The sequence below is a fragment of the Rodentibacter caecimuris genome, from assembly GCF_010587025.1.
Lineage (GTDB): Bacteria > Pseudomonadota > Gammaproteobacteria > Enterobacterales > Pasteurellaceae > Rodentibacter > Rodentibacter caecimuris.
Genome location: NZ_CP040863.1, coordinates 1,119,983 through 1,143,528, shown reverse-complemented (window position 1 = coordinate 1,143,528; position 23,546 = coordinate 1,119,983). Strand labels below are relative to the sequence as shown.

The window sequence follows — 23,546 nt, the reverse complement described above, 5'->3', positions numbered from 1 at the left end:
ACTTTATGCTTAAAAAGGATTAAGCCTCATTGCCAATCCCTAAGGCACAAGCATAAGCGGAACTCCATGCCCATTGGAAGTTATAACCCCCAAGCCAACCGGCAACATCCAATACTTCACCGATAAAATATAGTCCTTTTATTTGCTGACTTTCCATAGTTTTGGAAGAAATATGATGAGTGTCCACCCCACCCATGGTAACTTCCGCCGTACGATAACCTTCCGTTCCATTTGGTACAAATTGCCAATGATGAACTAAATCCAGCAGATTTTTTAACCGCTCTTTGTTGAGGTTAGCGATCGCTTCATCTTGAATAAACCCTTGTTCGAGCCAAAGCTCGACTAATTTTTTCGGCAGTAATCGCGTCAGCACGGTTTTTAGCATGAGTTTTGGTGATTGTTGCTTGGTTTGATGGATTTCTTCTTGCAGATTGTGTGTCGGCAATAAATCAATTTCCACACTTTCATTCGGTTGCCAATAATTAGAGATTTGTAGTACGGCGGGACCTGAAATACCACGATGAGTGAAAAGTAACTGATTGTGAAAAGACTTTCCGCATGTTGCCGTGATCGTGACCGGTAGGCTAATGCCTGAAAGCGCGGTCAAAAATCGATCGGTTTCCCGATAAGTGAAAGGCACAAGGCTGGCTCGTGGTGGAATGACGTTAATGCCAAATTGTTCCGCCAGTTTATAACCAAAGGGGGTTGCGCCTAAGCCGGGCATTGAAAGTCCGCCGGTTGCGATAACCAAATTTCTACATTGCCATTGAGCTGAATTTACCTGTAAAATGAACCGCACTTTCTCATCATTTTCAACCCGTTCGACTTGCGATATTTCATTGCGTAAGTGTATCTTTACTTGGTATTTCTTACATTCGTTCGCCAACATTTCTACAATATTTTCCGCACCTTCATCACAAAAAAGCTGTCCAAGCTCTTTTTCATGATAAGCAATACCGTATTCTGCAATCATTGAGATAAAATCCCAGTTGGTATAACGGGCAAGCGCGGATTTCACAAAATGTGGATTTTGCGAAAGATAGTGTGCCGGTGTCACCTCAAGATTCGTAAAATTACAGAACCCACCTCCGGACATTAAGATTTTTCGTCCAATTTTTTTACCATTATCCAGCACGGTTACTTCTTTGCCTAATTTTCCTAATTGTGCCGCACAAAATAAGCCGGCAGCACCGGCACCGATAATCAGGGTTTCGGAATAATGGTTCACTGTGCTTGTCCTCGGTCTAAAAATTCTAACATCTTCATACGTTGAATCACCATGCGGCGATCAACAGCAGCATTACCGGTGTCTAATAATTGCTGTAAATAATTTTTTGCTTGTGAATAATTGCGTTGTTCAAGTTCAATCCTAGCCAGCAAAGAAATACTCGAAACTTCTTTTTTATCCTGTTTTAGGGCTTGTGTTAAAAGTTGCTGAATTTCGGGGGTAAGCCGCTGACCTGCCTGATAATAAAGTGCGGTCGCTTTTAAGCCTAAAATATTCGGTTTGCTGCCCGATAATTTTTCTGCGTTTGCATAGGCAATGAGGGCATGGTCAAACTCATTATTTTGTACATAAGCCTCGCCGAGTTGAATCCACGCCTCGTCATTATTTGGATTGGCACGTAATTTATCTTGGATTTTAGTAATGACATCTTCTTTTTTGTGAAAGTCCGTCATTTCAATTTGCTTATTATGCTGAGAAATCATCGCTTGCTCACCTTCTTGTAAGCGTGAAAAACGATCAAGAGATAAATAATAGCTAAGTGGGATGGCTAGGAGTAACGCAAAAATACATAGCATGATTTTTCCATTGCTCTTTTGCGGAAAATGCGTATTTTGCTCGACTTGCTCAAGGTTATTGAATGCCGAAAGGGAAGTATTATCCTCAAGCCGAAAAGTTCTTTGTCGGGAATACCAAATCACCCCGACAGATAAAATAAGTAATCCTATCGGTAATAGCCATAATAATGCCGTATTCCATTGGAAAGGCGGTTTGTAATTGACAAAATCACCGAATCTTGCCGTCATTGTGTCGATAATTTGCTGATTTGTTTTGCCTTCATTTATCATATTATAGACTTCAATCCGCAAGTCATAAGCGATGGGTGAATTGGATTCTACCAAGTTTTGGTTTTGGCATTGCGGGCAACGTAAAGATTTTGCCAGTTGTACGGCTCGGGTGCGATCCGCCTGGTTTTTAAATTGGTAGGTATCGACTATTTCAGCTTGGGCAAACAAGCTGAATAGGAATAAAAGTGTGGTTAAAAACGTTCTCATTTTTTCATTAATTCTTGAATTTTCGGCACAAAAATGTTTTCCCAGGTTTCACGTTCAAGTAATCCTGAATGGCGATAACGAATCACGCCGTGCATATCCACCAAATAAGTTTCCGGTGCTCCATCTACGCCAAGTTTTAGAGCAAGCTCGCCGTGGCTGTCATCAATCGTGAAAAGAAAGGGATTGCCCATTCTTTTGAGCATTTCACGTCCATTTTGTGGGTTGTCCCGATAATCAATACCGATGATCGGTGTGGTTTTGGCAATATCCATTAATAGCGGATGTTCTTCCTTGCAATAGCCGCACCAACTGCCCCAAACATTCAATAAAAATGCTTGCTTCGGGAAATTTTTCGGGCTGATCTTTTGCGAGGGGGCAAGTAAATTTGCCTGATAAAATTCCGGTACGGGTTTATCAATTAGCGCAGAGGAGATTTTTTTCGGATCCTGATTTAGCCCGGCGATTAATAAAATACATACCGCTAAAAGCATAAAGAGCGGTGTAAAAAAAAGTAGTTTTTTCTTCATTATTTTTCCCGTTTTCGACGCAAAGTCAGCGTACTAAAAAATGCGCCCAATGCCATTAAAATTCCGCCAGCCCAAAGCCAACGAATCAGCGGTTTATAATGTAGGCGGAAGGTAAATTCGCCTTTGCCGAGGGCATCGCCCATGACGATATATAAATCCCCCCAAAAATTTCCGTTTAAGCCGACTTCACTCATAGTCATGGTGCGAACATCGTAATAACGGCGTTCGGGAACAATTGTTGCGTAAACTTTACCATTTTCGGTTACATCGAAAACAGCGACTTCAGCGGTGAAATTCGGGCCGATTTCATTAGAAAATTGACGATAATAAAATTCATATTGCCCTAGCTTTTGGCTTTGTTGCGGCGCAAGACGAACACCAATTTCACTACCAAAATAACTGCTCATCACCGCCCCCATCGTTGCAATAGCAACACCGCAATGGGCAAGAATCATACCAAACTGAGTTAAACGAATTTTGCGCCAGTTTTGCCATAAAGTAGCAAAGAAAAGCCAGATAGCAAGACTTAATAATGAGAAAGCAAAGCTGTGAAAAGTGAGCGTATCATTATTGTGAATTTGCTGCCAAATCATTAAGGCGGATAGTCCGAAAGAGGGGATGAGTAGTAATAAACAACGTGCGAAAAAAGCACGATCAAATTTTGATTGGCGTAATGCGAGGGAAACGACCATGGCAATGAGCATCCCCGTTAAAATGGGTAAGAAAATACTGTTGAAATAGGGGCTGCCGACAGAAATCGATCCCCAATTCATAGCTTGAAACAGCATAGGATAGAATGTGCCTAAAAAGGTGGAAACAATCGCAATCGTTAATAGAATATTGAATAATAAAATACCGCCAGTTTTAGAAATCAGCCGAAATCTGACCGCACTTTGCGTATTATTGCTTGCGCGCAGAGCAAATAACCCGAAGGCAAATAGCGTGAGTAAAAAGAAAATTAATAGCAGTATATAACCACGGGTGTTATCCAAAGCAAAAGCATGAACCGAGGTGAGTGCACCGGAGCGTACGATAAATGTTCCCAGTATGCTGAAGGCGAAAGCAAGGAGAGAAAACAGGGTTGTCCAATAATTAAACGCCCCTTGTTTTTCAGTAATCGTTAAACTATGCAACAAACCAATCCCCACTAACCATGGCATCAGCGAGGCATTTTCCACCGGATCCCAAAACCACCAGCCGCCCCAACCCAGCTCGTAATATGCCCACCAAGCACCCAATACAATACCAAGTGTGAGAAATAACCAAGAAAACAATATCCAGCCACGCATTTTATGGGCAATTTGTTTGACAGGCAGGTTATAAATCAGCGCGGATAGCGTCATTGCAAAATTCACTGCAAAGCCCACATAACCAATATATAGCAATGGCGGGTGAAAAATTAATCCCACATCTTGAAGCATTGGATTGAGATCCCGCCCTTCCATTGGTGCAGGAAAAATACGCCCAAAGGGATTAGAATAAAATAGAATAAAAACGGCAAATCCTAAGCAGATTAAACCGAGTAAGGAGAGCGTTTGCGTGGAAAAAGTGCGGTCATTTTTTCGGTTGAAAATAGCAAAAGCGGCAAGCCATAAGCTTAATGAAAATAACCAGAACAGCATGGATCCTTCGTGCCCTCCCCACGTGGCGGCAATTTTGAAGAATGTCGGGAGCTGGGAATTGGAGTGGGCTGCCACATATTCAAGCGTGAAATCGTCCACTGCAAAAGAATAGGCGAGAATGCTAATGGAGATGATCGTTGATAGAGTAAAAATATAGCTTAACCACCAAGCGGAATTAATTAACGTTGAATTTTTTTTGAGTAAGCCGATTTGTGGCAGCAATGCAAGGAACAAAGCACTAATAGTGGCAACTAAAAGAGAAAGGAAACCAAGTTCTGGGAGCATAATAAAATTTATTTTTAAATGATTAAAATCGGGTTTCAAAAAAGAAAGGCGCATATTAATACGCCTTTCTCTATAAAACAACTATTACCTAAGCAACCGTTAACTGTCCCGCATACAAAATAAAGTACCGCAGACAGAGTACACCGATTAAGTCAAAAACCGATACTAGAATGATAAAGTTACGGTTATATTTGAGTCGTTCGGATGAAAGCATATTTGCAATTAACGGTATTAAAATCCCGATAAAGAATACACCAATCCAGAATACCATTCCCCAAAATCCGGAAAGCGCATTGTGAAGTGCAACGGTTTTTTGCCCGCCACCAAAATGTAATCCCACAAAGAAACACACTAACAATCCAAGCTCTGTTACCATAACCGGCACTTCAAATTTGTGTATAAAGTGGGATTCGTGGGAATCGCCTTTTAGTTTGCCGGCAATCAAAATCATTAAGAATGTTGCCGCAATACCGGAGGATGTGCCTGAAGCTAAGAACAATGCCGGCAATACAGGGTTATTCAGCATTGGATAACTAATTAGGGCAGAAAGTAAGAAACCGGTGTAAGCGCCTAGTACTGCCGCCAATATGAATAAAAGTACTTCCACCGGATTGGTTAAACGTTCTGCAAAGTTAATTAGCTTCATCACAAATTTTAGTTTTGGCATAAAGCGATGGACGATTGCTTCAATTTCATTTTTGAATATCGTAATGCCCCATAATACCAAGAACAGCATATAAATTTGGAAGAGCATAACCCCCATAGACATGACGGAATCAAACTGGTAGTTGAACATCAATTTCCAGAATGTCCAAGGGCGTGCCAAGTGGAAAATTAACAGTGTTAAGCCGATTAATGTCGGTACCGAGCCTAAAATCAAACCGGCACGAATAATCCAGTTTTGGCTTGGATTTTCCAATTTATGGCTACGTTTAAATGCAACGGCTAATTGTACTGCACCGGATGAGATCCCGAGTAAAAACAAATAGATCGCAATGGTTGAGTCCCACACTAAATTTGGTGTGTGGAACGGAACTGGATAATCTAACATCATCTTCTAGGCTCCCCATGTTGGAATGGAATATGGTAGAGATTTGGTTGTGTCCCTAATTCCACTTTTGTGCGATAAACCGGTTTTTCTTTTACCTTACGGGCTACTTCACTGGTCGGATCGTTCATATCGCCAAAGGTTAATGCTTTTGTCGGACAAGCCTCTACACAGGCAGGCTGTTTACCATTGGCTAAATTAGTGTCACGACAGAAGTTACATTTATCTGCTGTTAAATGTTCCGGATGAATGAAACGTACACGATACGGGCAAACTGCAATACAATATTGGCAGCCTACACATAAATCTTTATGCACATCGACAATACCGGTTTCTTTATCAATGAAAGATGCCCCGGTTGGACAAACCGCCACACAAGGCGCATTTGTACAGTGTTGGCAAGATTGACGGAAAAACTCATATTTTTGGTTTGGAAATTCGCCATAAGGTTCGCTGCGCAAAATCTCTAAACGAGATACGCCTTGCGGCACTTGGTTGACATCACGGCAAGCATCCATACAGGCCGTACAGCCAATGCAAGTCGTTTCATCATGCACCATTGCGTAACGTTTGGTTTTATCCGCCTTGTCTTCTTTTGCTAAAGAAGTTAAGGATGTTCCCGTCATAAGGATCACTGCCCCCATGCCGGAAACAAAGTTTCGGCGTGAGCAAGTTGTCATTGTTTATCCTTTTGTTCGGTTGATTTTTCTTGTTCGGCTTGGCGTTTTTGTTGTTCACCATGGCAGTCAACACAAAGTTTTACACGTTGTTTTGGTTCAATACCTTTCATAGCATCATCTTTAGGATGAAGTGTGTGGCAGCTGGCACAAGGTAATTTCATTGCGTGAACGTCATGAGCCCAAAGTTTTTCACGTAATTTATCAGGTTGGTGGCAAGCAAAACAAACTTGATTTTGTTCTTGCACGGAATACATCGGTTTTTTCTCACCAAAAATATCACCTTCAAAACGCATTACATCTTTTGCACCACGGCGGTGGTTTTCAGTGATATCTCCGTGACAGCTTACGCAGGTGATCGGTTTGCCGTTGTTTGGATTTTTTTGGTTTAAGTGTGCACCATGGAATTTGCCAAAGTGTAGCTCACCACCGGATTGATCCAATGTTTGATTTTTATCTACTTTGTCAAATTTATGACATTTCGCACAATATTGGTTTGGATCACGTTGGTTGTCTAATTGCGGTTCGTAATTTTGTGTAGAATCCGTTTGTGCATGTGCAATCATTGGTGTTGCAGTAGCAAAAATAAGCAATGCTACTGCTTTTGCCATATTGCGAATAAAAGAAGTTAAATTCATTTGGATTACCTCAAATTTATTGTTGAAAATAACCGCACTTTTTTGTTAAGACGCAAAGTGCGGTGATTTTTCTTATTGTTTTGGCCCTGCACCTTCAGCTAATTTGCCGTTGGCTTTTGCTTCTTTTTCCCATTGAGGTACAACTGTTTTTAAGAATTCTTCTTTTGCTTGACGTTCTTTTTCAATATCAATACCCATTACTTTCCAAGCTTTTTCCGCTGTGGAAATATCAGGGATTTCAACCGGTGTTTTCACGCCGTGTTTGGTTAAAATAACGGCAAGTTTAGTGCGTGCATCAGCGGCTTTGTCTAAACCGGAACCTAGTACACGAAGCATAATATCCGGTGCGTGCATATGACCGCCATGGCTCGCTGCCGAATAGTCCCAACGCCATTGTGCGTGACGGATATCTATTAATGCAGGTTCCATTTCTTCTTTACTTGCACCCGCATCCCAAGCAGCTTTTGCCTCAAAGTGAGCTTTCACAACTTGATCTTCTAAACGACCCATTACATCTTTAACATCTTTTTTACGTGAAGCAACGATGTCTTTTAGTTTTTCTTTGCTTTGATCGTGACAGTTTGCACAAGTTGATTCAAAGGCATCAAACGGATTTTGGATTTGGTGATCGGTATAAACTTTTCCATCTGCATCCTGTACTTTTGGCATATGACAATCCACACAGGTTACGCCGTTTTTACCGTGCATCCCTAAAGACCAAATTTCAAAGTCCGGATGCTGTGCTTTCAACATTGGTGCTTTAGAAAGAGAGTGAGTCCAGTCGCTGAAGCCAATATCATCATAGTATTTTTCAATGTCATCAACCGTTTGACCGTTATTCCAAGGGAATGTGACTTGTTTTATATCACCGGCAAAGTAGTATTCAACATGGCAGTTTGCACAGATTTCCGCACGTTGTTCTGTACGTGCAGCTGTGTTGAAACTAAGGTTCGCTTGCTCTTTTCCTTCTGCTTTTGCCTTGGCTTGTAAAGCATTGTTGAGGTGATCTAACGCACGTAAAACGTGTGGGCGTGCAATACGCAACGCAGGCTTTCCTTCTGCAAAATCTTTAGAGGTGGTATCGTGACAATCTGCACAACCTATTGCATTCACGATTTCAGGCCCGCCTTTTGCCCATTTCGCATTAAAGTAACCTTCTTCGCCCCATTCAGCGATTAAACGGGGAACATCAGGACCTTTACATGTCCAACATGCCATAGGCTGAGGACCGTCATTGGCCGTTTTCGGCGCACCGGTACGCAAAATATCACGCACGTCTTTAACCGCATAAGCGTGACCACGTGGTGCATTATATTCTTTAGAGAAAGCATATCCGCCCCAAAGTACAATCAAGCGTGGATTTTCTTCATTGGCATAAATTAATTTATCCCCTTTCTCCGTCGCTTTCCAAGACTGGAATTGTTTTGGATATTTTTCTGCGAATTTTTCATTTACGGCTTCAATTTTTAAATTTGGATTTGGTGCTTCAACCGGTTGTTCAACAGGTTTATAGACCATTTCTGCCATAGCTGAATTGTAGGTACCTAAAGTTGCGAAAGAAATTGCCAAAATCAGGCTTTTTCTCAATGCTTTCATAATAATCACTCCATAAAAAATAAGGAAAGTAAAATAGCATTAAATGCGAACCATTATTATTGATAAGCTATTGAAATAGCTTAAAAAAATAGAGGTTCATGTAATGGTAACAATAGCAAAAGTTCAATGATTTTCTAGAACGATTTGAGAAAAAGCTGTTTTAGATCAAAGTAACAATAAAAAATACCTCTAAATGAGTAATGATTTAATATGGTTAAAATGAGGATATAGAGAGAGGGAAAACAGAGAACTGTTTGGTTATAAATAGTCTGCTTATCTAAATGATTCTTTTAGTTTTTTTATAATATTCATTACAGAAAAACCACTACTGTAATCTGTGTTTTATTATTAAATAAAATTCTTTTTTGACAGATAAAAAATTGTGTTTTTTATAGGTAGATCCCATCAGATTTGTTATTCATTTGCAATGAAATAGTCGGATAAATAAAAAGAAACTTTTGCGATCCGGTTTGAGCAGGTTTTTACGAAAACTTCAAATTTAAAGCCCGTTAAATCGGGCTTTAAAATAGAGATAAGCGTTTATTTTTTCTTCTGGCAATTCGGACAAATATAGCTATTGCGTTGTCCAATAATTAAACTTTCAATTTTTGTACCGCACTTTGGACAAGGTTTGTCTTTGTTACCATATACTAATAATTCTTGTGCGAAATAGCCGGGGCGGCCATCCGGTTGTAAAAAATCTTTGAGTGTTGTTCCACCCTGTTGTATTGCTTTTTCTAACACAGATTTGATCGTATCTACTAATAATATGCATTGTTTTCGGGTGAGATTTGCTGTCACTTTTTGTGGATGTAAGCCGCATAAAAATAAACTTTCATTGGCATAAATATTACCGACGCCGACCACGACGGCATTATCCATTAAGAAAGTTTTAAGTGCGGTCAATTTTTTACGGGATTTTTTGAAGAGATATTCAGCATTAAACTCATCGGAAAGTGGCTCAGGGCCAAGTTTCAAGAAAAGATGAAATTCGTCAAGATTTTCTGTCCATAGCCATGCGCCAAAGCGGCGGGGATCGTTATAGCGCAATAATTTCCCGTTATTCATAATAATATCTAGGTGATCGTGTTTATCAATAGGGCTGTCGTGCGGCACAATTCGAACTGAGCCGGACATACCTAAATGCCCGATGATATAGCCTTGTTCTGTATGGATGATAAGATATTTTGCCCGACGTGAGAGTTTTAGAATTTTCACATTGGTCAGTTCCATTAATTCAGGTGAAACAGCCCAACGTAATTTAGGTTGGCGAACAGTTATTTTTTCAATAGTAAAACCTGTTAAATAGGGGCTTATACCACGTAGGGCAGTTTCAACTTCAGGTAATTCCGGCATAATTGAGTTCTCTAATGAATTTTTTGTACAAAAAAACCCGAGCGATGTCGGGCTTTTTCAAATCGGCAAAATTATTTGATTTTTGCTTCTTTATAGATAACGTGTTTACGTACTACCGGATCAAATTTTTTGATTTCCATTTTTTCAGGCATGTTACGTTTGTTTTTATCGGTTGTGTAGAAGTGACCGGTCTCTGCAGTAGAAACTAAACGGATTTTCTCACGAGCGCCTTTCGCTGCCATGTCTTAGCTCCTTTTATTAGATTTTTTCGCCACGAGCACGGATTTCAGCTAACACTGCATCAATGCCTTTTTTATCAATAATACGCATACCTTTTGCTGTTAAGCGCAAAGTTACGAAACGGTTTTCACTTTCAACCCAAAAACGGTGAGTGTGAAGGTTTGGAAGAAAACGACGACGTGTCGCATTCATTGCGTGTGAGCGGTTATTACCCACAGCCGGACGCTTGCCTGTTACTTGACAAACTCTAGACATAATAATCTCCAATAATTAAATATAAGCTCGAGCTTACGGTTCGGATTGCTCTAAATCTGGCTTAACCAGATTTGCTGCCTCGTCAGGTCGCGCAAATCCGACCCGCTTACTATATTAAAGGTGGCAGATTATACTGACTTTATTTCCATTTCTCAAGCATAAATACGATTTTCCTAAGGGAGTAGAAAAAAATCAGTAATTTTTATGAGAACTAAAGGAAATTATGCTCGGCAAAGGAATAGCAATCGCTTTTTCCCACAATGAAATGATCAAGAACACGAATTTCCATTAATTCTGCCGCCTCACAAATTTTTTGTGTGACGAGTTGATCCGCCTGGCTAGGTTCTGCTACCCCTGAAGGATGGTTATGTACCAAAATGAGCGCTGCAGCATTGCAATAAAGCGCTTCTTTGATTATTTCACGCGGATATACGTTTGCGACATTAATTGTGCCTAAAAACAACCGCTCTTTTTTAATGAGTCTGTGTTGATTGTCTAAAAATAACACCATAAAAATTTCACGTTCTTCATGTTGTAGCTCAATTCTTAAATAGAGTTTGACTGTCTCCGGGTCGGTAAAAATTTGTGAATGAAGCATTTCTTGTTTAAGGTAGCGCTTGGTCATTTCAGTAGTCGCTTGGAGTTGAATAAATTGCGTAATACCTAAACCTTTCATTGCACAAAAAGAAATTTGATCGGCTGAAAGCAGGGCTCGAAGTGAGCCAAAATGCTCAATGACTTGTTGTGAAAGTTGCAGAACAGGGCAGTCTTTTATGCCGGTACGTAAAAAAATTGCTAAGAGTTCTTGGTCTGAAAGAGTGGCGGCTCCATATTTTAATAACTTTTCTCGCGGCATAAGTTGGTGAATTTCCATTGGTTTTACCTTATATCAATAAAAATCTCCCAGATTTTGACCGCTCTTCTATGATTTGACTATTGAGGCATGTAAATACTGCGTAGCGGATCGTGAAAATAAAATTTTTTATTCAACTAAATTGAAGTAAAATACATAAATTGTGGTTAACCACTAACAAATTAAACGGAGAGGAAATGAAGCTAAGTGGAAAATGTATTGTTGTGGGAATAACAGGAGGAATTGCAGCCTATAAAACCATTGAGTTTATTCGCTTATTGCGTAAAGCTGAGGCTGAAGTCCGTGTGGTATTGACCCCCGCTGCCGCAGAATTTGTTACCCCCCTGACTTTACAAGCCATTTCCGGTAATGCGGTCGCACAATCTTTACTTGACCCGCAGGCGGAACTCGCTATGGGACATATTGAGCTTGCAAAATGGGCTGATGCGGTGATAATTGCGCCGGCTAGTGCGGATTTTATTGCTCGTTTTGCGGTGGGGATGGCAAATGATTTGCTTTCTACAATTTGTTTAGCAACCGATGCACCGATTTTTCTTGCTCCGGCAATGAATCAACAAATGTTCCGTCAACAAATTACCCGACAAAATTTGACCGCACTTCAAGCGAGAGGCATACAGATGATAGGTCCAAATAGTGGTTTTCAGGCTTGTGGTGATATGGGAGCAGGGCGGATGTCGGAGCCGATGGAAATATTTACGGCACTTTCGGTTTTTTTCACACAACGCCAAGACTTACAAGGATTAAATGTGGCGATCACTGCAGGCCCGACTCGAGAAGCCATTGATCCTGTCCGTTATATTTCCAATCATAGCTCTGGAAAAATGGGCTTTGCTATTGCAGACAGTTTTGCAAAACGTGGGGCGAATGTCACATTAATTAGCGGCCCTGTAAATTTACCGACACCGAATAATGTGACACGTATTGATGTCGTATCGGCAAAAGAAATGTGGCAAGTTTCCCTTGAAAATGCCGTTAAAAATCAGATTTTTATTGGCTGTGCAGCGGTGGCCGATTATCGTGTTGCGGATATTGCCGAACAGAAAATTAAAAAATCTGCTGAGGAAATGTTGCTTAAATTAGTTAAAAATCCGGATATTATTGCAGATGTAGGGCATTTAACGAGAAATCGTCCTTTTACAGTGGGATTTGCAGCAGAAACGCAAAATCTTGCTGATTATGCAAAGGCGAAACTAAAACGTAAAAATTTAGATATGATTTGTGCGAATGATGTATCTGGCGGGCAAGTGTTTAATGCTGATGACAATGCTTTACAGCTTTTCTGGAAAGCAGGCGGGGCAACCCTTTCTTTTAAATCGAAAACTGAACTTGCAGCTGATTTAGTTGATGAGATCGTTAAACAATATCAAAAAACATAGTAATTTTTGACCGCACTTTATGCAAGAAATAGAATTTCAAACGGAGTATAAAATGAAAAAAATTGATGTGAAAATTTTAGATCAACGTATTGGAAAAGAATTTCCTTTACCTACTTATGCCACAGCAGGCTCTGCCGGTCTGGATTTGCGGGCTCTAATTGATGAAAGTTTTGAAATTAAACCGAATGAAACAAAATTGATTCCGACAGGTTTATCCGTCTATATCGCCGATCCCAATCTAGCAGCGATTATTTTACCGCGTTCCGGTTTAGGGCATAAACACGGAATCGTGTTAGGAAATTTAGTGGGGTTGATTGATTCGGACTATCAAGGTCCATTGATGGTTTCCGTGTGGAATCGAGGTTCTGAACCTTTTAAAATTGAAGTGGGTGATCGGATTGCGCAGTTAGTATTTGTTCCCGTGGTACAGGCAGAATTCAATCTTGTTCAGGATTTTCAACAAACCGAGCGTGGTGAAGGCGGTTTTGGACATTCAGGCAAACAGTAACCTATGATAGAAGAACAGTTATCTTTATCCGGTGTAGATGAAATTGCACCGGAAGTAAAAATACCGAAAATTGAAAAACGTACCGTGAAAGAGCGTCGTCAGCAAGTATTAACGGTATTAACCCATATGCTACATTCTGAACGGGGAATGGAGCGTATGACTACTGCCCGTCTGGCACAGGAAGTTGGTGTGTCGGAGGCTGCACTCTATCGTTATTTCCCGAGTAAAACAAAAATATTTGAAGCGTTGATTGAAAATATTGAAAGTAATTTATTGAGCCGAATCAATGCTTCTATACGTAATGAAACCAATACGCTGAATCGTGTCCATGATATTTTACAAATGATTTTGGATTTTGCCCGTAAAAATCCCGGTTTCACACGCATTTTAACGGGGCATGCGTTAATGTTTGAAGGGGCGGAATTACAGGCACGCGTAGCAATGTTTTTTGATCGCCTTGAAATGCAATTTGTGAATATTCTACAAATGCGTAAATTACGGGAAGGAAAGGGATTTGCAGTGGATATTCGTATTATTGCCGCACATTTAGTAACCTTATGCGAGGGACAATTTATGCGTTATGTTCGAACGAATTTCCGCGTAACATCAAGCCAATCTTTTGAACAACAATGGCGCTTTATTGAACCTTTATTTGCCTAATTGACTTTATTAAGGAAATGTATGATTATTCCATGGCAGAGTTTGGAATCCGAAACCTTTGATAATATTGTTGAAAGTGTCATATTACGCGAGGGTACCGATTACGGAGCGGAAGAAATTCCATTTTCACGTAAAAAAGAACAATTATTAGAAAAAATCCGTAATGGAAGTGCGGTCATTATTTGGTCAGAATTACACGAATCCATTGATATAAAAGATAAAATGGAGTTTTTGAAGTAGAAACTGCTAAGGAGTCAATATGTCAAATTACATTGATGCTGACATTGAGGTGGAACAATTACATGCTGAGCACCCAGCAAGAGATCCGGCTTTAGATTGGTTTTTGACACATTGCCATTTACATAAATACCCAGCGAAATCAACTTTGATTTATGCCGGGGAAGATGCAACCACGCTTTATTATGTAATTAAAGGTACTGTGATGGTTTCAGCAAAAGATGATGAAGGCAAAGAGATGATTTTAACTTATCTCGGCGCGGGGGAATTTTTTGGTGAAGCGGGTTTGTTTGATGAAGGATCAAAGCGCTCGGCTTGGGTAAAAACCAAAACACCTTGCGAGATTGCTGAAGTTTCTTATAAAAAATATCGTCAATTGATCCAAATTAATCCTGAGATTTTAATGTTTTTAACTGCACAATTAGCACGTCGGGTGCAGAATACTTCTCGCCAAGTAAGTAATTTGGCATTTTTAGATGTTGCCGGACGTATTGCTCAAACGCTGATTAACCTTGCCAAACAACCTGAGGCAATGACTCATCCGGATGGTATGCAAATTAAAATTACCCGCCAAGAAATTGGGCAAATGGTCGGTTGTTCTCGTGAAACAGTAGGACGCATTATCAAAATGCTAGAGGATCAAAATTTGATTTATGCCCATGGTAAAACGATTGTTGTTTATGGCGTAAGATAACAGGTAAGACCACTGAAAAGTGGTTTTTTTATAATGTCGGAAAAGTTTTTTGCATATTTAATATTCAAATAGATATACATTAAATTGACAATAGGGGAAAAGGATTCTATTATACGCACATTCTTACAAATGTGTAGGAATACAGGATTGGTCTCCTGAAAAGTGGCTTAAAAGGTTGAAAAACCTTTTTTATTGTTTTATGTCGCGCAGACTAGAACACCTCCATGGTGAGCTAGGTAGAAATTCCGCAAGGATGCGTACAGTAAGCCACTTGCTGTTAAGACCAATTCTGCTTAGTTCACCACCCTAGAAATAGTCTAATAAACTTTCCAAATTTTATTCTCCCAAATTAACGTATCATAAATAATCCTGAGGGTAGTTTTTATCTTTAGTTTTTTATAAAAATATTGCTCAATGGTTTGAACAGTATGTAAAGTCATTATTTTTTAGCTAACTAAAAACTCCCTTCTGTTAAAGTGGATTTTCACTTAAAAACCAGGGTATTTTTATGTTAGACTGACACGAATTTTTCTATAAAGGCATTCCAGTGCAGTTCACTCGTTCAGTTTCTTTACGTATTGCAAAATATCTTTCTCTTATCATTATTGCAGCCGGGGTTATCAGTTCTCTGAGTTTAGCGATTATGGCGAGTAATGAATCCGATGCTGAAGCGATTAACGTTTCCGGTTCATTGCGTATGCAAAGTTATCGTTTGTTGTACTTGATGGAAAAGCGGCCGGATACCGTTGAAAAAAATCTAGATTTTTATGAAAAAAGCCTCTATGCCCCAAGTTTGGTGAATATTCAGCATCAATTATTTGCTCCCGATGCAGTGAAACAATCGTACCAAACCATTCTTCAACGTTGGGCGGTAATGGAAAATTTTGCCCGACAAAATGATATTCAACAATACAGTCAAAATCTCATGGATTATGTTAGTGAAGTGGACTATTTTGTGTTTGAATTGCAGCGTTTTAGTGAGCAAAAATGGCTTTTTGCGTTATCCGTACTGTGTTTTTCGATGTTACTCATTGTGGGGATGGTGTCTTATGTCATTTGGTTTACGCAACGTGAAGTAGTGAAACCGTTAAAATTGCTCACACGAGCCAGTATACAAGTACAAATGCGCCAGTTTAACCATATTCCGCTTGATACGAAAAATGATAATGAGCTTGGTACGTTAGCGCGCGTGTTCACGCAAATGTCAACAGAATTGGGTAAATTGTATTCACGTCTTGAAGATGCAGTGAATGAAAAAACGCAAAAATTACGTCAAACCAACCGCTCTTTATCGACCCTCTACCAAAGCTCACAGTTACTTACTGTGAATGCCATTAATGATAAAATTCTTAGCCAAGTATTGCAGCAGATTTTTGTTAGTGAACATTTGAGCTATATTGAACTGGATATTTTGGGGGCGGAACATTGGGATATTGCATTAGGACAGAAAAACACGTCTCAGAGTTTGGAAACACAAGAATTGAAAGTGGAAAGTGAGACCCTGGGTGTACTTTCATGGCAAGCAGGACTACCTTGCCCTGATCCTCGAATGATGCAAAATTTGGTGCAAATGTTAGCTCGAGCCTTATATTTCCACAAAAATCAACGTCAGCAAGAACAACTTTTATTAATGGAAGAACGATCAATTATTGCACGAGAGTTACATGATTCATTGGCTCAAGTATTATCTTTTTTACAGATCCAACTTGCCTTGTTGAAATATAATTTGAAGAAGAATGATGAGGCGGCACAACAGAAAAGTTTTGCCATTATTGATAGCTTTGAACAAGCCCTTTCTAGCGGTTATGTGCAGTTGCGTGAGTTGTTGGCTACCTTTCGTCTAACCGTACAAGAGGCTAATTTACAACAGGCATTGGAACAAGTTGTTGATTCTTTGCGTCCGCAAACCAATATGCGAATGAGGGTAAATAGCCAACTCCCGTCACAAAGCTTAAATCCTCAGCAACTCGTCCATTTGCTGCAAGTTGTACGTGAAGCTACTTTAAATGCGATTAAGCATTCTCAAGGAACAACAATTGAAATTACCGCGCATATCAATACGGAGGGGGAGTACGAAATCCTTATTCAGGATGATGGTGTTGGTATTCCAAGTTTAGATGAACCGGAAGGTCATTACGGATTAAATATTATGGCGGAACGTTGTGGTCAGCTTGGTGCAGAATTAACCATTAGTCGCCGTGAACAGGGCGGGACACAAGTTAAAATTACGTTGCCGCAAAAATTATTTTAAGGAAATACAATGAAAAGTTTACAACCCTTTCACACTTTTCATATCTCAGCCAATGCAAATGAGATTATTGAAGTAAAAAATCTTGAACAGTTGAAAAGGGCTTGGATCGGAGCAAAGGCTCAGAATCTTCCCGTGCTTTTTCTTGGGCAAGGGAGTAACATGCTTTTTGTCGAAGATTTTAATGGGATCGTTATTATCAATCGATTGTTGGGGATTACTCATGAACAAGATGAGCATTTTCACTATCTCCATGTTAATGCTGGGGAAAATTGGCATAATTTGGTGAGATACAGTCTTGAACAGGACATTGGAGGGCTAGAAAATCTTGCACTGATTCCGGGCTGTGCTGGGTCGGCACCGATTCAAAATATTGGCGCTTACGGTGTGGAATTTAAAGATGTTTGCCATTATGTTGATGTACTTGATTTGGCAACGGACAAACAATTTCGATTAAGTACGGAAGAATGTGATTTGGGTTATCGGGAAAGTATTTTTAAGCACCGTTATCGGAATGATCACGTGATTACCGCGATAGGATTAAAACTGTCAAAAAATTGGCAACCCGTATTGGAATACGGTACGCTTGTGAACTTTGATAGGGAAAAGGTAACCGCGAAGGAAATATTTGATGAAGTTTGCCATATTCGTCAAAGTAAATTACCGAATCCTGACGAGTTTGGCAATGCGGGGAGTTTTTTCAAGAACCCGGTGGTTAGTGTCGAACAGTTTGCTGAACTGAAAAAACTTAACGAAAATCTACCGCACTTTCCACAGCCTGATGGACGTGTAAAGCTCGCGGCAGGTTGGCTAATTGATCAATGTAATCTTAAAGGCTTTAAAATTGGTGGTGCCTCAGTGCATAAAAAACAAGCGTTAGTGCTGATTAATGAAAGTAATGCTATGGGACAAGATGTCGTAGATCTTGCTCGTTATATTCGTCAGTCGGTAGCTGAAAAATTTGCCGTCTATCTCCAACCGGAAGTTCGTTTTATCGGTGCAGAGGGAGAGATCGATAGTGAAAAGGTGATTGCTTAATTTTTTCGTGTATAAGTGGTAGAATCTGTCGTCGTATTTGAAGATTCCTGGCAATAAAGGAAAATAGAATGAACTTTAAAGAGATTTTGGATACATTTCCAGTAATTGATCATCTAACCGGATTAAATGTAAAACAAGATGGTGAGATCATCCATAATATTCCCGCCATAGCAGGAAAACTAGGGTCGTTGCGCCTTTATAACGCTCTTGCAGAAAAATTTAATGGAAAATTAGACCGCACTTCGGCGCAACAGGGCATAGATTGGTTTGCGGAATATGTGGAAGATGCGAAGAAAAATCCGGGTAAACACCCCAATATTGATTTGCTTTTTAAGGTACTTAATGAAGGTTTGGTTTTAGAACTTGAAGTGCTAAAAAATAACTGAGTATATTGAACTTTTAATAGGTAAAACCTGTCTTAGAAAGCAAATTAGTTCAATAAACCCTTTTATTGTGCTATAAGGAAAATCACTAATTGGCAAAGTCCAAACAGAAGGAAAAAGATGGATAAAGAGACACAAATGATGTTAGTTCCTCAAGGTAGCATTGAAGGCTATATTCGTGCGGCAAATGAATATCCAATGTTGACCGCAGAGGAAGAAAAAGAATTAGCGGAACGTTTATATTATAACGGTGATATTGACGCAGCTAAGAAGTTAGTGTTGTCACATCTTCGTTTTGTTATTCACGTTGCGCGTGGCTATTCCGGTTATGGTTTACCACAGGCAGATCTTATTCAAGAAGGCAATATCGGTTTAATGAAAGCCGTAAAACGTTTTAATCCGGAGGTCGGGGTGCGTTTAGTTTCCTTTGCCGTTCATTGGATTAAGGCTGAAATCCATGAATATGTATTACGCAACTGGCGTATTGTGAAAGTGGCGACTACAAAAGCACAGCGCAAATTATTTTTCAATCTACGCAAAACGAAACAGCGCTTAGGTTGGTTCAATGAAAATGAATTAGACATCGTGGCAAACGAGTTAGGCGTATCAAAAGAAGATGTGATCGAAATGGAATCACGTATGACCGGTGCCGACGTTGGCTTTGACTTACCAACCGATGACAGTGAAAGCGAAACTTATTCACCATCGCTTTATTTGGAAGATAAAAGTTCTAACTTCGCTGCGGAGTTAGAGAACGAAAATTTTGAAAGCCAAGCGACTGAGCAGTTAAGCAATGCCTTGCAAAGCCTTGATGAACGTAGTCAGGATATTATTAAAGCTCGTTGGTTAGATGAGAATAAAGCGACATTACATGATTTAGCAGCAAAATATAATGTGTCTGCAGAACGTATCCGCCAACTTGAGGCTAATGCTCTTAAAAAATTGAAAAATGCGGTGAGTTTTTAGTGACTTTTGAAGAAAGAAAACCTGCTAAATGATCAGCCCAAAAAGTTAGATTCATTTAATTTGAGGACTGAGTCCTGTGGAATACAGAGCTCAGTCCTTTTAACTTTACTTGAATACGCTCATTATTGTAGTAATGAATAGACTGGTGAATCGTTTCTTCAAGTTCGACGAAAGTATCAAACCGCCAGCCCAAATAACATTCCGTTTTTAACCGACCGAAAAGCTTTCCATCATCCTGTTATCCAAGCAATTTCCTTTTTTCGACATACTTTGCACAATGCTATTTGTCTCCAATATCGCTCAATAGTCCGGCAATTTGATATTGCCAACCTTGGTCGGAATGCAATATTGGCTTCGACCTGGTAAGTCTGACCGTTGCATGATGATCTGAACCCGTTTGTGGTTAATTGTCCGGTTTTTTCAATGCAAGCGTGATTCGTCGGTAACTATAGTTTCTATTGTTTTCATGATAAATCTCGGTAACTGCCTGTGTAGTCGAAAATTACCTATTTTTAACCACTTGTATGACGGACAATTTAAATTCAGGTAGGTTTTGTACCAAGTACAGCTAATTCGTTGCAACCATTAATGATTATATTGGTTAATCTAATACTGTAATGTTATTTCTTCCAGCTGAAAAGATTGATGGGTGAGTACGATTTTTCTATTTCGAAGATAAAACTCAATCACTTGTTATTTGAAAGACAGGCTGTATTCAGTCGTAAAAAATCTGCATCTCAATCAGTTGGTTGTTTACTCCAACTTTTGAGGGTAGAGCAGTTTTATGTGCGGATTGTTATTTGCTAACTCAAAAAACTATTTGTGAGGATAGTTATAGGTTTAAAAGTTTTATCTGGGTAAATTGCCTCAGAGAATATCCTTTTGGAAGTATTTCCATAATCAATGTATGGAAAATGTATGAGGCGGTTTAAAAGATCATCGCATTTGATATGGATACCGAAATTCTGTTTTAGAATATTAAAAGATAAAAGAGCCTATGTTCAGCTAGGAGTTTTATATGGATAACTGAAAATGGAAATAATAGAATTAAATGTCTAAGTGGCTTATGTTTATTTGTTAGTCTAAACTTCATTCGAAACTGTCAGTTTCAGCGGTAATGGGATCTTTAGAAAGTAGGATAGTGATAAGGTTGTTCAATAAGTTCTCGTATTTAAGGACAAATTAATTATGTGGTGAATAGTTTTGGACAAGAGAGTTACTGTGTATACCGCAGGTGTTAATGCAGAAATGATACAAAGATATGTGAAGTATCAAGAGATGAAGATAAGTAATTAAGTCTTTTAACAATTTAAAAATGTAAACTTGGGTTCTAAGAGTCGGTACTTAGAAACGCCTCTATGAGGCGTTAATCAAGGTCATCTTCTATCTATGAAGGATTATTTCTATTTAGCCAGTAGAACGCTTAAAGCAGTATAGAGCGTTTTAGCCGCTTCGTCGTTTATTGTGTTGCCATCTTCATCGCTAATGACAACGGCACTTTGTTTTCCGATAGCAGAAATCTGCATCATATAAGTGCCTTTTTCAAGCTCCGGTTCATCGACTCCTAAACGTAACCAATCTTCTTTATCCAACGGCGAATATTTCAATTCCCGTTGTCCGCGACCGGCAGTTTCCGATTTGATGGCAAATCCCAATTTTGGCAAGACAGCACCTAATTTTTCCCATGCTTGACCAAAGGAGGCATTCATACCCAATGCGGTTCTCCCGTTTGTATCGGTAATTAACTCAGATTGAAATGCGTCCACTGAGACATTATTGAGATCTTGCTGTTGCTTATTGTAATTATGGGTTAATGTTGAAACAAAACGATTTAAACGAGCAGAGGTGTAGCGCTGTTTTTCTGCTACACTTGGCGTGAAAAGAATATTATTGCGACGCATCTGCGCTACCGAAACACCTAATGCACTGGCGTCATGTGTGGTAAATTGTTCCACTTGATAACGAATTTCCATGTCGGATTTGTCGTCTGCCCGTTCCGTACTGTGCCAATCTGTTAATAAAACCGCACCATCAATAGTAGAATCAATCCCTTCTTCTTTTAGTAAGCGTTGAATTTGCTGTAAGTTGTAGAGAGAGGCTTGCTCGTTGGAATAAACGATTAAAGCACGTTCACCATCAAATTGTGTGAGTGAATTTTTTATGATCGCCAAGGGGACTGATGGAGGACGAATATCAACGGTTGTATCTTTTTTTATGGCAATATTGGGTAAATCATAGGTGGATGCCTGTTGTGGCAGATTAACCCCACCGCTTGCTAAAGGTGCGAAATTTGGAATAGGAGAGTTTGATTTTTGATAACTATCATTTGCGCTTTGTAATTTTTCAGGATCGGTCGAACAGGCGGATAGTAAGGCTGCCGTTGCTAATCCTAAGAAAATTTTCTTCATAATAAATCCTTAAAAATAAATGAAAAACTGACCGCACTTCGACAATTAGTTATTCAGAAAGTTTGGGGGCTGGCAGTCAGTCCCTTATGATTAATTAAATCAAACCTGCTGTTTTTAATGCTGCTTCAACTCTTGGTTGTGCGTTTTCACTGAGAATTGTTAATGGTAAACGAAGAGAAGGCGATTTTATTAATCCCAAACGATAAGCCGCCCATTTCACCGGAATTGGGTTGGGTTCCACAAACAAATCACGATGTAATGCCATTAAACGCCGGTTAATTTCTTCTGCTTTGGAAAGTTCGTCAACACGCACTAAACGACACATTTCCGCCATATCTTTTGCAGCCAGGTTGTTGGTAACGGAAATGACACCTTCAGCCCCTAGCTTCATCGCTTCTAATCCCGTTGCATCATCACCGCTTAATACGATGAAATTTTCTCCTGCTAATTTTTTGATTTCTGTTATACGATGGACTTCACCGGTTGCTTCTTTAATACCAACGATATTTTCAATCTGTGCCAAACGGGCAACGGTTTCAGGTTTCATATCGCTTCCCGTACGCCCCGGTACATTGTAAAGAATTTGAGGTAAATCGGTACATTCCGCAATAGCTTTAAAGTGTTGGAACATTCCTTCTTGTGTCGGCTTGTTATAATACGGCACAACGGAAAGACACCCGGCCACACCGCTATCACGCAATAGTTTTGTCATCACAATCGCTTCGCTGGTTGCATTTGCGCCTGTTCCTGCAATGATTGGAATACGTCCTTTTGCCAGTTCTACAGTTTTCTCAATCACCTTAACATTTTCTTCAATACTTAATGTAGCGGATTCACCGGTCGTGCCTACTGAAACGATAGCATTAGTGCCTGCATCAATATGAAACTCTACTAATTTTTCTAGGGCTTCAAAATCAATTCCGCCGTGATTATCCATAGGGGTGACTAAAGCAACAATGCTGCCAAAAAATAAGGGATTTTGCGTAGACATAAAACCTCCGTTTCAGATTATCGTGATTAATATTTGAAAAACACCTGCTAGGATCGCTAAAATGATTAAAATTTGCAAATCATTTTTTTATTTTAAGGAATTTTCTATGAAAACATTACAAGCGGGTGATACCGCGCCGCAGTTTACATTACATAATCAGGCTGAAATACCGGTTTCCCTTGCGGAATTTAAAGGTAAAAAAGTGCTTGTTTATTTTTACCCCAAAGCACTCACACCCGGTTGCACAACACAAGCTTGCGGATTACGGGATGCAAAAAATGAATTAGAAAAATTGGGTATAGTCATTTTAGGTATTAGCCCTGATAGCCCTAAAAAATTAGCGCAGTTTGCTGAGAAAAAAGCACTCAATTTCACTTTACTTTCGGATGAAAACCATCAAGTTGCCGAGCAATTTGGCGTATGGGGCGAAAAGAAATTTATGGGAAGAACTTACGATGGTATCCATCGAATAAGCTTTCTCATAGATGAACAAGGCAAAATTCAGCAAGTATTTGATAAATTTAAAACCGGCGACCATCATCAGGTGGTTTTAGATTATCTTCAATCCCTCTTTTTATAAAATTGACCGGTATGATGTTGCAAACTCACAAAACAAAATGTAGGTGCGAATTGTGTGTG

The 23,546-nt window shown here is 39.6% G+C and carries 24 protein-coding genes and 1 pseudogene; 10 read left to right on the top strand and 15 right to left on the bottom strand.

Going from position 1 to position 23,546, the window contains the following annotated elements; genetic code table 11:
- Positions 1-19: 19 nt before the first annotated feature.
- The 12 genes from FEE42_RS05825 to radC form a co-directional block, all read right to left on the bottom strand.
- Positions 20-1,228 carry a BaiN/RdsA family NAD(P)/FAD-dependent oxidoreductase gene (locus FEE42_RS05825; RefSeq protein WP_164027909.1) on the bottom strand — a complete coding sequence of 403 codons (1,209 nt, stop codon included), beginning with the start codon at positions 1,226-1,228 and terminating at the stop codon, positions 20-22.
- The gene (gene nrfF, locus FEE42_RS05820; protein ID WP_164027908.1) at positions 1,225-2,280 is read right to left on the bottom strand and encodes a heme lyase NrfEFG subunit NrfF; all 1,056 of its coding nucleotides are present in this window, start codon (positions 2,278-2,280) and stop codon (positions 1,225-1,227) included. The genes FEE42_RS05825 and nrfF overlap by 4 nt, the downstream gene beginning before the upstream one ends.
- Entirely contained in the window at positions 2,277-2,807 is a 531-nt protein-coding gene (locus tag FEE42_RS05815) for a DsbE family thiol:disulfide interchange protein (RefSeq protein WP_059365834.1), read from the bottom strand. The genes nrfF and FEE42_RS05815 overlap by 4 nt, the downstream gene beginning before the upstream one ends.
- Positions 2,807-4,714 (bottom strand): heme lyase NrfEFG subunit NrfE, encoded by a 1,908-nt coding sequence (gene nrfE, locus FEE42_RS05810; RefSeq protein WP_164027907.1) that lies wholly within the window; start codon positions 4,712-4,714, stop codon positions 2,807-2,809. The genes FEE42_RS05815 and nrfE overlap by 1 nt, the downstream gene beginning before the upstream one ends.
- An 88-nt stretch (positions 4,715-4,802) precedes the next feature.
- Positions 4,803-5,768, bottom strand: coding sequence for a cytochrome c nitrite reductase subunit NrfD (nrfD, locus tag FEE42_RS05805; protein WP_164027906.1), 966 nt, complete (start codon positions 5,766-5,768; stop codon positions 4,803-4,805).
- On the bottom strand, positions 5,765-6,442 hold the full coding sequence (gene nrfC / locus FEE42_RS05800; protein WP_059365832.1) for a cytochrome c nitrite reductase Fe-S protein: 678 nt from the start codon (positions 6,440-6,442) through the stop codon (positions 5,765-5,767). Before nrfC ends, nrfD begins: the two co-directional genes overlap by 4 nt.
- Positions 6,439-7,077 carry a cytochrome c nitrite reductase pentaheme subunit gene (gene nrfB / locus FEE42_RS05795; RefSeq protein ID WP_135969027.1) on the bottom strand — a complete coding sequence of 213 codons (639 nt, stop codon included), beginning with the start codon at positions 7,075-7,077 and terminating at the stop codon, positions 6,439-6,441. The genes nrfC and nrfB overlap by 4 nt, the downstream gene beginning before the upstream one ends.
- A gap of 72 nt (positions 7,078-7,149) precedes the next feature.
- A complete protein-coding gene (nrfA, locus tag FEE42_RS05790; RefSeq protein ID WP_164027905.1) occupies positions 7,150-8,673 on the bottom strand; it encodes an ammonia-forming nitrite reductase cytochrome c552 subunit in 1,524 nt (507 codons plus the stop codon).
- Between the two features lie 540 nt (positions 8,674-9,213).
- Complete coding sequence (gene mutM, locus FEE42_RS05785) at positions 9,214-10,029, bottom strand: DNA-formamidopyrimidine glycosylase (protein ID WP_059365829.1); 816 nt, start codon at positions 10,027-10,029, stop codon at positions 9,214-9,216.
- Between the two features lie 71 nt (positions 10,030-10,100).
- The gene (gene rpmG, locus FEE42_RS05780; protein WP_005613503.1) at positions 10,101-10,271 is read right to left on the bottom strand and encodes a 50S ribosomal protein L33; all 171 of its coding nucleotides are present in this window, start codon (positions 10,269-10,271) and stop codon (positions 10,101-10,103) included.
- A gap of 16 nt (positions 10,272-10,287) precedes the next feature.
- The gene (gene rpmB, locus FEE42_RS05775; RefSeq protein WP_005542826.1) at positions 10,288-10,524 is read right to left on the bottom strand and encodes a 50S ribosomal protein L28; all 237 of its coding nucleotides are present in this window, start codon (positions 10,522-10,524) and stop codon (positions 10,288-10,290) included.
- Positions 10,525-10,735: 211 nt separating this feature from the next.
- On the bottom strand, positions 10,736-11,398 hold the full coding sequence (gene radC, locus FEE42_RS05770) for a RadC family protein (protein ID WP_059365828.1): 663 nt from the start codon (positions 11,396-11,398) through the stop codon (positions 10,736-10,738).
- A gap of 176 nt (positions 11,399-11,574) precedes the next feature.
- Here radC and coaBC point away from each other — a divergent pair, with 176 nt between their 5' ends.
- The 9 genes from coaBC (at position 11,575) to rpoH (ending at position 19,508) form a co-directional block, all read left to right on the top strand.
- Positions 11,575-12,774, top strand: coding sequence for a bifunctional phosphopantothenoylcysteine decarboxylase/phosphopantothenate--cysteine ligase CoaBC (gene coaBC, locus FEE42_RS05765; protein WP_164027904.1), 1,200 nt, complete (start codon positions 11,575-11,577; stop codon positions 12,772-12,774).
- A 52-nt stretch (positions 12,775-12,826) separates the two neighbouring features.
- Entirely contained in the window at positions 12,827-13,282 is a 456-nt protein-coding gene (dut, locus tag FEE42_RS05760; protein ID WP_164027903.1) for a dUTP diphosphatase, read from the top strand.
- A 3-nt stretch (positions 13,283-13,285) separates the two neighbouring features.
- Positions 13,286-13,942, top strand: coding sequence for a nucleoid occlusion factor SlmA (gene slmA, locus FEE42_RS05755; RefSeq protein WP_059365825.1), 657 nt, complete (start codon positions 13,286-13,288; stop codon positions 13,940-13,942).
- Between the two features lie 21 nt (positions 13,943-13,963).
- On the top strand, positions 13,964-14,182 hold the full coding sequence (locus FEE42_RS05750) for a YheU family protein (RefSeq protein WP_164027902.1): 219 nt from the start codon (positions 13,964-13,966) through the stop codon (positions 14,180-14,182).
- A 19-nt stretch (positions 14,183-14,201) separates the two neighbouring features.
- The gene (gene crp / locus FEE42_RS05745) at positions 14,202-14,873 is read left to right on the top strand and encodes a cAMP-activated global transcriptional regulator CRP (protein ID WP_059365823.1); all 672 of its coding nucleotides are present in this window, start codon (positions 14,202-14,204) and stop codon (positions 14,871-14,873) included.
- A 547-nt stretch (positions 14,874-15,420) separates the two neighbouring features.
- Positions 15,421-17,124 carry a nitrate/nitrite two-component system sensor histidine kinase NarQ gene (narQ, locus tag FEE42_RS05740; protein WP_164027901.1) on the top strand — a complete coding sequence of 568 codons (1,704 nt, stop codon included), beginning with the start codon at positions 15,421-15,423 and terminating at the stop codon, positions 17,122-17,124.
- 9 nt (positions 17,125-17,133) lie between these two features.
- A complete protein-coding gene (murB, locus tag FEE42_RS05735; protein WP_164027900.1) occupies positions 17,134-18,159 on the top strand; it encodes a UDP-N-acetylmuramate dehydrogenase in 1,026 nt (341 codons plus the stop codon).
- A 68-nt stretch (positions 18,160-18,227) separates the two neighbouring features.
- Positions 18,228-18,545 (top strand): DUF2322 family protein, encoded by a 318-nt coding sequence (locus FEE42_RS05730; RefSeq protein WP_135969021.1) that lies wholly within the window; start codon positions 18,228-18,230, stop codon positions 18,543-18,545.
- Between the two features lie 117 nt (positions 18,546-18,662).
- Positions 18,663-19,508 (top strand): RNA polymerase sigma factor RpoH, encoded by an 846-nt coding sequence (rpoH, locus tag FEE42_RS05725; RefSeq protein WP_077582247.1) that lies wholly within the window; start codon positions 18,663-18,665, stop codon positions 19,506-19,508.
- A gap of 55 nt (positions 19,509-19,563) precedes the next feature.
- On the opposite strand, the pseudogene FEE42_RS12840 reads toward rpoH, so the two are convergent.
- The 3 genes and pseudogenes from FEE42_RS12840 to dapA all read right to left on the bottom strand — a co-directional run.
- Positions 19,564-19,866 (bottom strand): annotated as a pseudogene (locus FEE42_RS12840) (IS3 family transposase); the annotation flags it as partial.
- Between the two features lie 1,045 nt (positions 19,867-20,911).
- Complete coding sequence (gene bamC / locus FEE42_RS05715) at positions 20,912-21,916, bottom strand: outer membrane protein assembly factor BamC (protein WP_164027899.1); 1,005 nt, start codon at positions 21,914-21,916, stop codon at positions 20,912-20,914.
- A gap of 94 nt (positions 21,917-22,010) precedes the next feature.
- On the bottom strand, positions 22,011-22,907 hold the full coding sequence (gene dapA / locus FEE42_RS05710) for a 4-hydroxy-tetrahydrodipicolinate synthase (protein WP_059365817.1): 897 nt from the start codon (positions 22,905-22,907) through the stop codon (positions 22,011-22,013).
- Positions 22,908-23,013: 106 nt separating this feature from the next.
- Here dapA and bcp point away from each other — a divergent pair, with 106 nt between their 5' ends.
- Positions 23,014-23,487, top strand: a complete 474-nt coding sequence (bcp, locus tag FEE42_RS05705; protein ID WP_059365816.1) for a thioredoxin-dependent thiol peroxidase — start codon at positions 23,014-23,016, stop codon at positions 23,485-23,487.
- The last annotated feature ends 59 nt before the right edge of the window (positions 23,488-23,546 follow it).

What these genes read in the sequence shown, in the direction of transcription:
- FEE42_RS05750 (WP_164027902.1), top strand. Translation starts at nt 13,964, where the DNA reads ATGATTATTCCATGGCAGAGTTTGGAATCCGAAACCTTTGATAATATT.
- dut (WP_164027903.1), top strand. Translation starts at nt 12,827, where the DNA reads ATGAAAAAAATTGATGTGAAAATTTTAGATCAACGTATTGGAAAAGAA.
- rpmB (WP_005542826.1), bottom strand. Translation starts at nt 10,524, where the DNA reads ATGTCTAGAGTTTGTCAAGTAACAGGCAAGCGTCCGGCTGTGGGTAAT.
- FEE42_RS05730 (WP_135969021.1), top strand. Translation starts at nt 18,228, where the DNA reads ATGAACTTTAAAGAGATTTTGGATACATTTCCAGTAATTGATCATCTA.
- nrfE (WP_164027907.1), bottom strand. Translation starts at nt 4,714, where the DNA reads ATGCTCCCAGAACTTGGTTTCCTTTCTCTTTTAGTTGCCACTATTAGT.
- mutM (WP_059365829.1), bottom strand. Translation starts at nt 10,029, where the DNA reads ATGCCGGAATTACCTGAAGTTGAAACTGCCCTACGTGGTATAAGCCCC.
- coaBC (WP_164027904.1), top strand. Translation starts at nt 11,575, where the DNA reads ATGAAGCTAAGTGGAAAATGTATTGTTGTGGGAATAACAGGAGGAATT.
- nrfA (WP_164027905.1), bottom strand. Translation starts at nt 8,673, where the DNA reads ATGAAAGCATTGAGAAAAAGCCTGATTTTGGCAATTTCTTTCGCAACT.
- nrfC (WP_059365832.1), bottom strand. Translation starts at nt 6,442, where the DNA reads ATGACAACTTGCTCACGCCGAAACTTTGTTTCCGGCATGGGGGCAGTG.
- murB (WP_164027900.1), top strand. Translation starts at nt 17,134, where the DNA reads ATGAAAAGTTTACAACCCTTTCACACTTTTCATATCTCAGCCAATGCA.
- dapA (WP_059365817.1), bottom strand. Translation starts at nt 22,907, where the DNA reads ATGTCTACGCAAAATCCCTTATTTTTTGGCAGCATTGTTGCTTTAGTC.
- rpoH (WP_077582247.1), top strand. Translation starts at nt 18,663, where the DNA reads ATGGATAAAGAGACACAAATGATGTTAGTTCCTCAAGGTAGCATTGAA.
- bcp (WP_059365816.1), top strand. Translation starts at nt 23,014, where the DNA reads ATGAAAACATTACAAGCGGGTGATACCGCGCCGCAGTTTACATTACAT.
- nrfB (WP_135969027.1), bottom strand. Translation starts at nt 7,077, where the DNA reads ATGAATTTAACTTCTTTTATTCGCAATATGGCAAAAGCAGTAGCATTG.
- nrfD (WP_164027906.1), bottom strand. Translation starts at nt 5,768, where the DNA reads ATGATGTTAGATTATCCAGTTCCGTTCCACACACCAAATTTAGTGTGG.
- rpmG (WP_005613503.1), bottom strand. Translation starts at nt 10,271, where the DNA reads ATGGCAGCGAAAGGCGCTCGTGAGAAAATCCGTTTAGTTTCTACTGCA.
- slmA (WP_059365825.1), top strand. Translation starts at nt 13,286, where the DNA reads ATGATAGAAGAACAGTTATCTTTATCCGGTGTAGATGAAATTGCACCG.
- nrfF (WP_164027908.1), bottom strand. Translation starts at nt 2,280, where the DNA reads ATGAGAACGTTTTTAACCACACTTTTATTCCTATTCAGCTTGTTTGCC.
- radC (WP_059365828.1), bottom strand. Translation starts at nt 11,398, where the DNA reads ATGGAAATTCACCAACTTATGCCGCGAGAAAAGTTATTAAAATATGGA.
- FEE42_RS05815 (WP_059365834.1), bottom strand. Translation starts at nt 2,807, where the DNA reads ATGAAGAAAAAACTACTTTTTTTTACACCGCTCTTTATGCTTTTAGCG.
- crp (WP_059365823.1), top strand. Translation starts at nt 14,202, where the DNA reads ATGTCAAATTACATTGATGCTGACATTGAGGTGGAACAATTACATGCT.
- bamC (WP_164027899.1), bottom strand. Translation starts at nt 21,916, where the DNA reads ATGAAGAAAATTTTCTTAGGATTAGCAACGGCAGCCTTACTATCCGCC.